The sequence below is a fragment of the Photorhabdus sp. HUG-39 genome (assembly GCF_963878365.1).
GTDB lineage: Bacteria > Pseudomonadota > Gammaproteobacteria > Enterobacterales > Enterobacteriaceae > Photorhabdus > Photorhabdus kayaii.
Genome location: NZ_CAWNWY010000001.1, coordinates 100,151 through 112,969 on the forward strand (window position 1 = coordinate 100,151; position 12,819 = coordinate 112,969).

At 44.4% G+C, this 12,819-nt stretch carries 15 protein-coding genes; 5 read left to right on the forward strand and 10 right to left on the reverse strand.

Annotated elements, in window-relative coordinates:
• The first annotated feature begins 29 nt into the window (after positions 1–29).
• Both AAC155_RS00450 and uspE read left to right on the forward strand, forming a co-directional pair.
• Complete coding sequence (locus tag AAC155_RS00450; RefSeq protein ID WP_011146433.1) at positions 30–785, forward strand: FNR family transcription factor; 756 nt, start codon at positions 30–32, stop codon at positions 783–785.
• 135 nt (positions 786–920) lie between these two features.
• A complete protein-coding gene (uspE, locus tag AAC155_RS00455) occupies positions 921–1,865 on the forward strand; it encodes a universal stress protein UspE (RefSeq protein WP_113040594.1) in 945 nt (314 codons plus the stop codon).
• A gap of 63 nt (positions 1,866–1,928) precedes the next feature.
• On the opposite strand, the gene AAC155_RS00460 is transcribed toward uspE, so the two are convergent.
• The 8 genes from AAC155_RS00460 to AAC155_RS00495 form a co-directional block, all read right to left on the reverse strand.
• On the reverse strand, positions 1,929–2,906 hold the full coding sequence (locus AAC155_RS00460; RefSeq protein ID WP_113040595.1) for an urease accessory protein UreD: 978 nt from the start codon (positions 2,904–2,906) through the stop codon (positions 1,929–1,931).
• Complete coding sequence (gene ureG, locus AAC155_RS00465; RefSeq protein WP_113040596.1) at positions 2,903–3,538, reverse strand: urease accessory protein UreG; 636 nt, start codon at positions 3,536–3,538, stop codon at positions 2,903–2,905. The genes AAC155_RS00460 and ureG overlap by 4 nt, the downstream gene beginning before the upstream one ends.
• Before the next feature lie 52 nt (positions 3,539–3,590).
• Entirely contained in the window at positions 3,591–4,277 is a 687-nt protein-coding gene (locus AAC155_RS00470; protein ID WP_113040597.1) for an urease accessory protein UreF, read from the reverse strand.
• A complete protein-coding gene (gene ureE / locus AAC155_RS00475) occupies positions 4,274–4,870 on the reverse strand; it encodes an urease accessory protein UreE (protein ID WP_112895841.1) in 597 nt (198 codons plus the stop codon). Before ureE ends, AAC155_RS00470 begins: the two co-directional genes overlap by 4 nt.
• A gap of 76 nt (positions 4,871–4,946) precedes the next feature.
• Positions 4,947–6,662 (reverse strand): urease subunit alpha, encoded by a 1,716-nt coding sequence (locus AAC155_RS00480; RefSeq protein ID WP_113040598.1) that lies wholly within the window; start codon positions 6,660–6,662, stop codon positions 4,947–4,949.
• Between the two features lie 54 nt (positions 6,663–6,716).
• A complete protein-coding gene (locus AAC155_RS00485) occupies positions 6,717–6,881 on the reverse strand; it encodes a hypothetical protein (protein WP_158536452.1) in 165 nt (54 codons plus the stop codon).
• Positions 6,871–7,260 carry an urease subunit beta gene (locus tag AAC155_RS00490; RefSeq protein ID WP_113040599.1) on the reverse strand — a complete coding sequence of 130 codons (390 nt, stop codon included), beginning with the start codon at positions 7,258–7,260 and terminating at the stop codon, positions 6,871–6,873. The genes AAC155_RS00485 and AAC155_RS00490 overlap by 11 nt, the downstream gene beginning before the upstream one ends.
• A 91-nt stretch (positions 7,261–7,351) precedes the next feature.
• Positions 7,352–7,654 (reverse strand): urease subunit gamma, encoded by a 303-nt coding sequence (locus tag AAC155_RS00495; RefSeq protein WP_113040600.1) that lies wholly within the window; start codon positions 7,652–7,654, stop codon positions 7,352–7,354.
• A 369-nt stretch (positions 7,655–8,023) separates the two neighbouring features.
• Here AAC155_RS00495 and AAC155_RS00500 point away from each other — a divergent pair, with 369 nt between their 5' ends.
• From AAC155_RS00500 to AAC155_RS00510, 3 genes are all read left to right on the forward strand, one after another.
• The gene (locus AAC155_RS00500) at positions 8,024–9,049 is read left to right on the forward strand and encodes a HoxN/HupN/NixA family nickel/cobalt transporter (RefSeq protein WP_113040601.1); all 1,026 of its coding nucleotides are present in this window, start codon (positions 8,024–8,026) and stop codon (positions 9,047–9,049) included.
• A gap of 99 nt (positions 9,050–9,148) precedes the next feature.
• Entirely contained in the window at positions 9,149–9,439 is a 291-nt protein-coding gene (locus tag AAC155_RS00505; protein ID WP_113040602.1) for a CopG family ribbon-helix-helix protein, read from the forward strand.
• Positions 9,427–9,726 (forward strand): type II toxin-antitoxin system RelE/ParE family toxin, encoded by a 300-nt coding sequence (locus AAC155_RS00510; RefSeq protein ID WP_113040603.1) that lies wholly within the window; start codon positions 9,427–9,429, stop codon positions 9,724–9,726. The genes AAC155_RS00505 and AAC155_RS00510 overlap by 13 nt, the downstream gene beginning before the upstream one ends.
• 126 nt (positions 9,727–9,852) lie before the next feature.
• Here AAC155_RS00510 and pntB read toward each other — a convergent pair whose 3' ends face one another.
• Positions 9,853–11,241, reverse strand: a complete 1,389-nt coding sequence (gene pntB / locus AAC155_RS00515; RefSeq protein ID WP_113040604.1) for a Re/Si-specific NAD(P)(+) transhydrogenase subunit beta — start codon at positions 11,239–11,241, stop codon at positions 9,853–9,855.
• A 10-nt stretch (positions 11,242–11,251) separates the two neighbouring features.
• Positions 11,252–12,781 carry a Re/Si-specific NAD(P)(+) transhydrogenase subunit alpha gene (pntA, locus tag AAC155_RS00520; RefSeq protein WP_113040605.1) on the reverse strand — a complete coding sequence of 510 codons (1,530 nt, stop codon included), beginning with the start codon at positions 12,779–12,781 and terminating at the stop codon, positions 11,252–11,254.
• Positions 12,782–12,819 lie beyond the last annotated feature (38 nt).

The window sequence follows — 12,819 nt, forward strand, 5'->3', positions numbered from 1 at the left end:
GATATGAATATTTCAAATGAGCATGCCATATGATCCAGGAAAAACGTGTTATTCGTCGAATCCAGTCTGGTGGTTGTGCGATCCACTGCCAGGATTGTAGTATTAGCCAACTGTGTATTCCTTTTACCTTGAATGAGCACGAGCTTGACCAGCTTGATAATATCATTGAGCGTAAGAAACCTATCCAGAAAGGACAAACGTTATTTAAAGCAGGCGATGAGTTGAAATCTCTTTATGCTATCCGTTCTGGCACAATTAAAAGCTACACCATCACCGAAGAAGGTGATGAGCAGATTACAGGTTTCCATCTCGCAGGGGATTTAGTCGGTTTTGATGCTATCCTCAATACTCAGCATCCAAGTTTTGCTCAGGCTCTGGAAACATCAATGGTCTGTGAAATTCCGTTTGAAACACTCGATGATCTGTCCGGCAAAATGCCTAATCTCCGCCAGCAAATGATGCGCTTGATGAGTGGAGAAATTAAAGGCGACCAAGAAATGATATTGTTGTTATCTAAGAAAAACGCTGAAGAACGGTTAGCCGCATTTATTTATAATCTCTCTCGTCGTTTCGCTCAGCGTGGTTTCTCACCAAAAGAATTCCGTTTAACCATGACCCGCAGTGATATTGGTAATTACCTAGGTTTAACGGTTGAAACTATTAGTCGTCTGCTTGGGCGTTTCCAGAAAAACCAAACTCTCGGTGTAAAAGGTAAATACATCACGATTGAAAACATGGATAAGTTGTCTGAGTTAGTCGGAAAAAAATCTGTTTCAATTACCTGATCTTAAAACCAGATCATCTTATTTTGTTGATCTGGTTCTCCTCTGACCTGTTCGGTTTGCTTATATTGGTTTATCTTTAGTATTGAAACGTGAGTATTGAAGTGTGTTTTGTCTAGCCTCTGTGAGGATACCATTATGGCAAACTATCAAAACCTTTTAGTTGCAATTGACCCAAGTCAGGACGATCAACCGGCATTAAGGCGTGCAGTTTATATAGTGCAACGCAACGGTGGCCGGATTAAAGCTTTCTTGCCCATTTATGATCTTTCTTATGAAATGACCACTTTACTCTCCCCAGAAGAAGGTAGTGCTATGCGTAAAGGTGTTACCAGCCAACGCACTGCCTGGCTTAAACAACAAGCGTACTACTATCTGGAAGCCGGTATTGATATTGAAATAAAAGTGGTATGGCATAATCGACCTTATGAAGCAATTATCCAGGAGGTCATTACAGGTAATCATGATTTACTTCTGAAAATGACGCATAAACATGACAAGCTTGGCTCCTTGATTTTTACCCCACTTGACTGGCAGTTACTCCGCAAATGCCCATGTCCAGTATGGATGGTAAAAGATCAGATATGGCCGGACCAAGGCTCCGTTGTAGTCGCGGTTAATTTATCTAATGAAGAATCATATCATCATGAGCTGAACCTGAAACTCGTTAAGGAAACTCAGGAATTGGCAAATCAAGTAATGAAAAACCCGGAAATTCATTTGGTCAGCGCTTATCCTGTTGCGCCACTGAATATCGCTATTGAGCTACCCGATTTCGATCCAAGTGTTTATAACCATGCCCTACGTGGTCAGCATCTTATTGCCATGAAAGAATTGCGCCAAAAATTCTGCATTGATGAAAAATATACTCATATCCATGAAGGACTACCGGAGAGTGTTATTCCCAAAATGTGCGATGAGATGAATGCGGGCATTATCGTTCTTGGTATCCTCGGCAGAACTGGGCTGTCCGCTGCTTTTCTAGGAAATACCGCAGAACATGTGATCGACCATCTTAAATGTGACCTTCTAACGATAAAACCTGATGGTTTTGAATGTCCAATTAAAGCCGTTAAAGAGTGATAGTAATAGCATGACAACCATCCATTTGGCGATAAAGCCCGAAACAGATTCTCATCCCAGGTTTTATCGCCAGATAAACGGCTCAGGCAGTGTAACACCCAAGATCTCCTCACGGGCTATACGCCAGAAAAGGCGAACACCCGCTTTAACTTGATAAGTTTCTTTTCCCAACACCTTAAAGATTAAACCACATTGATTAGGTAAACGACTGGTACCACTCGCTATACCCGTTTCAGCATCGTACTGAGGCGTCATGCGAGCCAGAATACGATCGTGGTGAACTTGAGGAGTGAGCAAGATCACATTGCCGAATACATGAAACGGCCCCATCACCCCTACGCTGTTCAACGGTTGTTTTTTCGGCTCCAGTACATAACGTTCCGCAAACAATATCTTGCCATCAAAATCAGTTGCCGTAATTCGTGATGAGTAAACATCAAATTTAAACCCTTGATCAGCAGGGTGGTATTTACGACCGGACATAATAATTTCAGAATAAATCAGTGTGGCAGTCGAGTGAATGGTTATTTGAGTGTCTGTGATAAACCGAGAACCACTGTGAGGTATAACCGGATCGGGCATCATTTCCAGATAGCCTCCCTGCTCTATCTGGATAGTTTGCACTTGCGCCGCATAGTTATTCACCATCGAATGAATTTTAGTAGCCGATTGGGTAGTAACATGACCAAACGCCTCTGGAGCAACATGAATGTCCAGCGCCAATCTATCTCCTTGTAAGATACATCCCGACGTGGAGATCATAAATACACACGGCATCTGCGGCAGTGCCTCATCCCAATACAGCGCCCGCTGCACCAAATAAGGAACCCGGCGTTTCATTTGCGCCAAAATGCTACGATCACCACGCCGGGCAAATCCCAACTGTAGATAGCCACTTTTACCGACATCACCGCTTGCCATCTGAGGCGGTTCATCCTGAAATAGTGCAAGTTCCGGCGCGTTGGCACCAAGATTATTTGCCCGTTGATACATTTCGCCAATAACTTCGCCAATATTTTGCGGCGAGCTGGTGGAAGTCATTGTGTCGCCTGTAATGAATGAGTAAACAGGAAGTCACGCATGATCATATTTACCAGCGTTTCAACACCCTCACCTGTTTTGCAATTGGTAAGGATATAAGGGCGCTGACCACGCACAATTTGAGTGTCATGCTCCATCACCGCCAGGCTGGCACCAACATAAGGTGCTAAATCAATTTTGTTGATCACCAGAATATCCGCCTGTACCAAACCCGGTCCGTTCTTGCGCGGAATTTTCTCCCCTTCGGCGACATCAATCACATAAATATAAAAATCTGCCAGCGCCGGACTAAAAGTGAGTGTCAGATTATCACCACCACTTTCAATTAACACAACATCGCTGTCAGGAAAACGCGCCTCCATCTCCTCTACCGCCGCAATATTCATACTGGGATCTTCGCGCACCGCTGTATGAGGGCAAGCGCCGGTTTCCACACCAAGTATCTTTTCTTCATCTAAAATGCCTTTCAAGGTACGTTTAACCTGTTTAGCATCCTCGGTGGTAACAATATCATTGGTGATAATCAGAGGTTTTATTCCGCGTTGAATCAAAATAGGTGTGATCACTTCAATAACGGCAGTTTTGCCTGAACCCACCGGACCGCCAATACCAATTCGAGTAATTTTTTTCACAGAGATTTCCTCACATGATTAAGAGGTGGTTAAAAGCAATATCAGGATTAAGTTAGTTACTGAACAGCCGGGTGAACGCGCTAACATGTAGTGCCGCTAGAACATCAGTCATAGGTGCATAAGATGTCATTTGGTCAATTCCCCCCTTTTCCGCCTCATCACAAAACAGTTCAATATCTTGATTTAATGAGAACAAGATACGTTGAATTTCAATATGGGTAACACGCATCAGGCGTATAGCCGCACTGAGTATCGTCATTGCTACGCCATATTGATGCATGACGATCACTTCACGTGGAGAAGCACCCAATGCGCTCATGACGACCGCCAAAGTAATCGGATAGGTACCTGCAGCAATATCGCTCTTTATTTGTGCTAACCACCATGCAATTAACGACTCACCGGTGACTTCAACTGCCATTTCCGCTAACTTTTTCCCCATCCGCGTAACCATAGTGCGACTTTCTTCATTTAATTTGCGGTTAAATACTGCCCAATCGTGGGAGATAGCAGCGTCATGCTGCCCACAATTCAGCGCCTGACTCGCGGCCACTACTGCGCGGCCATCACTACTCACTGCCTGTAACAGCGCTGTCCGCGTAAACTCGCTTAACGTTGCCACGTCATACACGATTTTGCTCTGAATGGCTGATTCCAGACCGTTTGAGAAAGAAAATGCGCCAACAGGCAGTACTGAATCCGCAAATTGCATGATTCTGATTAAGCGGAGAGCGTTCATTTTAGTTTAATCACATGCTGGTTCAGAAACGTATTATCGACATGAACGTGTGTTGCAGAATCCTCTGCGCCACCAAATAATAAACGAGCTTCGGCGTTACTAAGAGAAGGCAATATCTCTTCGCCTTTAACAAAGGAGTAAGGCAATGCGTGAAAGCCATGGGTTTTCATGACTGAATCCATGACCTTAGTTGATACTGTTAGCGGAATATAAATCTGGTGATTTTTAATCACTGACTTCCAATGCTGGTTACCTAGGGCATGACCAAGTTCAAAGCTGGTTTTCATTACCGTCTCTGAATCTAGTGACAGCAATGATTTCAAATGAATAACCATCACATCACGCAAGCTCATCTGGACAATAACCGCCAGCCCTTTGGTTTCATCCCACAATAAAACATCGCCGTCAGACAATACCTGATGACGGTCAAGGGAAATACCTAAATCCAATCCGTTAAGGGTGGATTTACGACAACGGCTTTTTTGCGCTTCCCATTGCGAAAGCACCAAAATATCCGGCGAGATCCCTTGCAAGCGATCTCGCCAGAAAACATCTTTTTTGGCATTACCAAGAATCTGTTCAATAACAATCATAAGATAACCCCTCTGAATGCGTGGATCGGTTAATCCGGCCAGAAAAAACGTTCTCTGACCAGCAGCAAAAAATAGACTAACTAAAGAAATAGCGCTGATTGAGCGCGACTGTCCTGACCGGTTTTACTGTGGCATATTCACCATTCACCTTGACGGCAAAGGTTTCAGCATCCACTTCAATGGTGGGCGTTTCAGCATTACGCACCATGTCTTTTTTAGAGATAACCCGGCAGTTGCGAACCGCCATCACCTGACGTTCCAAACCAAGACTCTCTTTTACCCCCAGTTCCATTGCCGCCTGAGATACAAAAGTGACACAGGTTTCCTGAAGGGTTTTGCCTAATGCGCCAAACATCGGACGATAAAATGTCGGCTGAGGTGTCGGCAGCGAAGCATTTGGGTCCCCCATCACCGCCCAATTAATCATACCGCCTTTGATGACTAACTTAGGTTTTACGCCAAAGAAACGTGGCTCCCACAGCACAAGATCAGCCATTTTGCCCACTTCAACTGAACCGAGCACATGACTTATTCCCTGAGCAATCGCCGGGTTAATCGTAATTTTGGCAACGTAACGTAATACACGGAAGTTATCGTTATGTGCTGAATCTTCCGGCAACTTGCCACGAGCCGCTTTCATGGCATGAGCAGTTTGCATCACGCGCAGCCAGTTTTCTCCCACTCGTCCCATTGCCTGAGAATCACTGGAAAACATCGACAGTACACCCATATCGTGTAAAACATTCTCCGCCGCAATGGTCTCCGGGCGTACACGGCTTTCCGAAAATGCAACATCAGCCGGCACTTTGGGATTAAGGTTATGGCAAACCATAATCATATCAAATAGTTCTGCCTGACTATTGATTCCGTAAGGCAGTGTGGGATTAGTCGAGCTAGGCAACACATTCATCTGGCTGGCAACTTTAATGATATCCGGTGCATGTCCACCACCGGCGCCTTCAGTGTGAAAAGTATGAATGGTGCGACCTTCAAAAGCATCAATGGTATCCTCAACATAACCTCCCTCATTCAGGCTATCGGTATGTACCACGACTTGAATGTCCATTTCATCCGCTACACGTAAGGCATTACGCAATGCAGAATGAGTTGCGCCCCAATCCTCGTGCACTTTCAGACCGGCAACGCCAGCTTTGATCTGTTCAACCAGCGGCATTGCTACCGCAGCATGGCCTTTTCCCAAAATACCTACGTTAACCGGTAAACCTTCAAAAGCACGCAACATACAGTGGATATGCCACGGGCCGGCGGTAACAGTAGTGCCGTTAGTGCCATCGGTGGGGCCAACACCACCGCCAAAGAAAGTTGTCACACCATTGGATAAAGCATGTTCAGCTTGTTGAGGAGAAATAAAATGAATATGGGTATCGATGCCAGCAGCCGTGAGGATGAGATGTTCTCCAGATATAGCATCAGTACTGACACCAACCACCATACCTGGCGTGACGCCATTCATCATGTTGGGGTTACCGCTTTTACCTATCCCGACAATGCGACCCCTTTTTAGGCCGACATCCGCTTTAATGACTCCTTGTCGGGCATCCAAAATCGTGACGCTGGTAATCACCAAATCCAACACGTTTTCGCTGGTCATACAGTTATCCGCACCCATACCATCACGCAGTGATTTACCTCCGCCATAGACCGATTCATCACCATAGCCACGCAGATCTTTCTCAATTTCAATAAATAGATTGGTATCACCCAAGCGGATCTTATCGCCGGTCGTTGGGCCAAAAAGACCTACATATTCCTGTCGGGAAATGGTTGGCATAATTTATTCCTTTGTTCGAAAGATTTTCCAACGTTCGTCAACTCTACCTTGAATTTATTCGATAACTTTATACCCGTCATCTTTCAAGTTGCCTCTTTGTTGGCTGCACTCGCTCACCCCGGTCACATAGCTACCTATGCTCCCGGGGATTCTCTCCCTTGCCGTCGCAATCCATCTTGAAATCCATAGGGTATATAACTCAATTCTACTACCCAGCATGCAACCAGGTTTTTTCCACAGGTTCATCAATAGCAACCAGACTTTTACCTGCCCAACCATCGACTAAATTATTAAATCCATAAACGTTTTGGTTCCCACCAATCGGGATTAATGACACTTCAATTTCGTCACCGGGTTCAATACGGATAGCGGTTGTTGCCGTGATATTAAGTCGTTTACCAAACGCCGCCGCACGATTAAATTGTAAAGCTTTATTTACCTCAAAAAAATGGAAATGAGATCCCACCTGAATAGGACGATCACCAGAATTACGAACTTTTAATTGAATAACCGGACAATCTTCATTAAAGGAGATCGGGTCTTTAGCCAGAATATATCCCCCCAATGGAGTAATATCTTCTTTATTATTTTTTTCCATCGGAAAATCTCCACGTTAAGACGTGAGTCAAGACATAAGTTAATATTTTGTCTAGATCATTTTTCCTGCTATTTACAATTTGTTTCAGCAATCATTGAATGGGATCATGCACCGTGACCAAGCGACTACCATCAGTAAATATTGCTTCAACCTGTACATGCGGAATAAGCTCAGCGACGCCATCCATCACATCTTCTTTAGTCAGAACGTGTCTGGAATCATCCATCACCTCTTCCAGTGTTTTCCCCTCTCTGGCACCTTCCAATGCAGCCGCAGTAATAATCGCAACGGCTTCAGGATAATTGAGTTTTAAACCACGAGACTTACGCTTTAATGCGACATCAGCCAGTGTATATACCATGAGTTTTTCGATTTCCCTTGGTGTTAATTGCATAAAACCCCCTAATCATTGGTTATTCCATACGGCCACACTGCTATGTCAATATATAACTTAATACGATTTTTCCAACAAACTTTATTCAAAAGCTGCTGTCCATCCGAATATTGATTGAGATAATCTTTTAGTAAAAAAGCTTTGACACAAAGACCATAATATGTCAATTAAGATCATTCTTCTCAACACAGGTTAGTCCTCTTACCTCTTATTTAAGTTTATCCAAGGTAATATTACAAGCTGATTAGTATGCCTACTTAGTGAAAAAATTATAGGTCATGAAGTCAGAAAATACTTACTATTTTTTTGACTTCTAGCAATCACCCGTAAGGCGGGTTTTACATTCACAGATTTACAGGTATTCCATATATGAATAATGTAACGGATAAAAAACGTGCTGTATCTCTTCTTGTTATTTTGATTGCCGCCAACATACTGGCTTGGGTTTGGGCATTTATCGCTTTCCGTCATCATGCGGTTATGATGGGGGCAGCCCTGCTGGCTTACGGTTATGGACTGCGCCATGCAGTTGACGCTGATCACATCGCGGCAATTGATAACGTCACCCGTAAACTGATGCAACAGGGTAAATCACCCATTGCCGTCGGCGCTTTCTTTTCTCTTGGGCACTCTACCATTGTTATTCTGGCCTGCTTCGCCATCGTCCTGACCTCTATGGCGTTTAAAGATCAAATGGGTTGGGTTCATGACTATGGCGGTATTGTTGGCACCTTAGTTTCTGCCTGCTTTCTGCTAGCAATAGCACTGATTAATTTGCTGATATTAAAAAGCGTCTATCAAAAGTTTCAGGAGCTCAAACGTGGAAGAGATCTAGCTAAAAGTGATTTTACCGAACTAGCAACAATGCCAGGGGGAATCATGACGCGCCTGTTCCACACGGTTTTCCGACTGGTAAGCAAAAGCTGGCATATGTATTTGGTCGGTTTTCTGTTTGGATTGGGTTTCGACACCGCTACCGAAGTTGGGCTATTAAGTATATCTGCCGCCGGTTCTCTCAGTGGACTTCCTCTGTGGTCGTTGATGGTATTCCCGGCGCTATTTACCAGCGGTATGGCACTCATCGACTCACTGGATAATTTTATTATGGTCGGTGCCTATGGTTGGGCATTTTCCCAACCAGCACGCAAGCTCTACTACAACATGACCATTACTGCGGCTTCCGTTGCCGTAGCGCTGTTCATTGGCGGATTGGAAGCGCTCGGACTTATCGCTGAACAGTGGGATTTGCATGGCGTTTTCTGGAACACTATCGGGGCATTAAATGACAATATGGGCAATGTTGGTTTTTGGGTCGTCGGGATTTTTATTCTGTTCTGGACCTTATCGGTGATGAATTACCGCTGGCGGGGCTACGATACGCTGGAGATTAAGTAATATTTACATAGCGGGCAATGTATTACATCCCGAAAGGTTGTTATGCTCGCTACCTAATGATAGCATTTGTATTACTAGTGATATCATTGTGAGAAGGCTATGCATAAACAAACGAAACAGACAATAACCCTTCGCTTAGATGAAGGGTTGAAAACACGTATTAAAGCACTGGCTGATGCACAAGGCATTTCTGCCCATTCTCTTATGGTACGTTCAATTGAAAGCGAAATTGATACTTTGGAGGCCAGACAACAATTTTTACGCGATGCCCAAAACGCCTGGTTAGAATATGAAACTACCGGCTTGCATTTAACTGGCGGTGAACTTTGCAATTGGCTGGATGCTCTTGCTCGTGGCGAGGACAAGGAACCCCCTGAATGCCATCTGTAATAGTCACTCCAGCAGCCATGAGAGATATAAATCGCCTTATTGATTTTTTACATCAACGCGATACAGCGGCTGCAAAGTCGGCATTTAATATCATTAGCAAACATATCCAAGCACTGGAATCTAATGTTTTAGCTGGACGGCCAACAGAAATTTATCCATTCTTTGAATTAATTATCCCTTTTGGCGGTACAGGCTATGTATTGCTATACAAAGAGCTTCCCAGAAGTAATACTCGTTACATCGTGGCTCTCCGTCACCAGAGAGAAATCAAATATAAGAAGCACTAACTTAAACATTAATAACTAGTGAACCGTAAATTAAGTAAACAACGGATGTAATCTCTGTCTCTTAATCAAGAAATTTGACTAAGAGACAGTAAATCTATCAAATCTGTAAGTTAAAACGATAGAAAATCACAGTGCACGTAGGATTGCCTCTACACTCGCTTTCGCATCACCGAACAACATTTGGCTATTGTCTTTAAAGAACAGTGGATTTTGCACACCGGCGTAACCTGTGTTCATTGAGCGTTTGAACACAACAACATTTTGTGCTTTCCAAACCTCCAGAACGGGCATACCCGCAATTGGGCTATTGGGATCTTCCTGTGCCGCAGGGTTAACAGTGTCGTTGGCGCCAATGACCAACACAGTATCGGTATCAGAGAAATCATCATTGATTTCATCCATTTCAAGAACAACGTCGTAAGGCACTTTTGCTTCTGCCAACAGCACGTTCATATGCCCAGGCAAACGCCCCGCGACGGGATGAATACCAAAGCGGACGTTGACGCCTTTCTCACGTAGTTTGTCCGTGATGTCATGTACCGGATATTGCGCCTGTGCAACAGCCATACCGTACCCCGGCGTGATGATAACAGAAGTTGAGTTTTTCAATAGTTCAGCAACGTCTTCCGCTGTGGTTTCACGGTACTCGCCCATCTCTTGCTCATCACCGGTTGAAGAACCATCAGTACCAAACCCGCCGGCAATCACACTGATAAAAGACCGATTCATGGCTTTACACATGATGTAAGAGAGAATCGCCCCCGAAGAACCAACCAGTGCACCCGTTACAATCAGCAAATCATTGCTCAACATGAAACCTGCCGCTGCCGCGGCCCAGCCCGAATAGGAGTTCAGCATTGAAACCACCACTGGCATATCAGCACCACCGATGGAAGCAACCAAATGCCAACCAAACACCAATGCAATTGCTGTCATAAGCAACAACGTGAACACTTGCAGACCTGTACTTTCCGTTTTCACAAAAGTCATCAACAGCACAAAAGAGATCACCAGCGCTGCAAGGTTTAATTTATGACGATTTGGCAACATCAACGGCTTAGAGGAAATTTTTCCACATAATTTACCAAATGCCACAACAGAACCGGTGAAGGTAACCGCACCAATGAAAACCCCCAAGAAAACTTCCGTCAGATGGATATTTTCCATCACGGGTTCTGCAAAACTATCGTGAGCAATAAAGCTATTAAAACCGACCAGCACGGCGGCCAAACCAACAAAACTGTGCAGAATAGCAACCAATTCCGGCATTTCGGTCATTTCAACTTTATTTGCCAGACGAATACCAATCACCGCACCGATCACCATCGCCAGAATAACCCAGACAACACTTCCGGTATCAGGCCCGAAAATAGTCGCAATCAACGCGATTGCCATCCCGGTGATACCAAAAATATTTCCGCGTTTAGAACTTTCATGACGAGATAAACCTGCCAGGCTGAAAATAAATAAAATGGCGGCAACAATATATGCTGCTGTAACGACTCCACTCGACATTAGTTACCCCTTAGTCCTTACGAAACATTTTCAGCATGCGTTGAGTGACAGTGAAGCCACCGAAGATATTAATGCTGGCAATAAGAACAGCAATAAATGAGAAGAAACTTACCCATCCACCATCACCAATTTGTAATAACGCCCCAACGACAATAATCCCCGAAATGGCATTAGTTACCGACATTAACGGTGTATGCAATGCATGGCTGACATTCCAGACCACGTAATAACCCACCACACAAGCCAACGCGAAAACAGTAAAGTGAGATAAGAATTCTTTTGGCGCAACATTGGCTAACCAACCGAACAAGATAACAACCAATGCCAATAAACCATATTTCAACCAAGGTGAAACGGGTTTCGCCGCTGGCTTTTCTGCTTTAACTGATGCCGGTTTTGCTTGCGGCTGAACCGAAACTTGAATGGGTGGCGCCGGCCAGGTCATTTCGCCCTCTTTGACAACTGTCACGCCACGAATAACAACATCGTCAAAATCAATATTGATTTCGCCATTTTTCTCTTTGCACAGTAACTTCAGCAAATTAACCAAGTTAGTGCCGTAGAGTTGTGAAGATTGTGTTGGCAAGCGGCTTGGCAAATCTGTGTAACCAATAATTTTCACACCATTTGCAGTAATAACCAATTTATCTGCTTGCGTTAATTCGCAGTTCCCTCCGGTCTGAGCGGCCAGATCAACAATCACACTACCCGGCTTCATGGATTCAACCATCTCTTTGGTGATAAGACGCGGAGCCGGTTTCCCTGGAATTAACGCTGTTGTTACAATGATATCAACTTCTTTTGCCTGTTCAGCAAAAAGCGCCATCTCCGCTTTAATGAAGGATTCAGACATGACTTTTGCATATCCGTCACCACTACCGGCCTCTTCTTCAAAATTCAGCTCAAGAAACTCCGCCCCCATGCTCTGAACTTGTTCTTTAACTTCAGGACGAGTATCAAATGCACGAACAACCGCGCCCAAGCTGCCCGCAGCACCCACAGCAGCTAAACCAGCAACACCGGCACCAATAATCATCACCTTGGCTGGCGGGACTTTTCCTGCCGCAGTAATCTGACCAGTAAAGAAACGACCAAATTCGTGAGCGGCTTCAACTATTGCACGATAACCGGCAATATTTGCCATAGAACTCAACGCATCCAGCGATTGTGCTCTGGAAATACGCGGTACTGAATCCATCGCCAACACCGTGACTTTGCGGTCTGATAACTTCTGCATTAACTCAGGGTTTTGCGCTGGCCAGACAAAACTAACCAACGTACACCCTTCCTTCATTAATGCAATTTCATCATCCTCAGGAGCATTAACCTTTAGAATAATATCTGAACGCCAAATATTATGACGATCAGTAACTTCAGCACCTACTTGTTGGTAAGCACTATCCTCAAAGCTAGCTAAATGCCCTGCGCCACTCTCAACAACGACATTAAATCCCAATTTCAGCAGGTGTTCCACCGTGTTCGGTGTGGCTGCAACACGTGCTTCATTGGCAAGTCGCTCCTTCGGTACACCAATACGCATAATGTTCCCTTCCTAAAGCCTAAGATTAATGATGATTA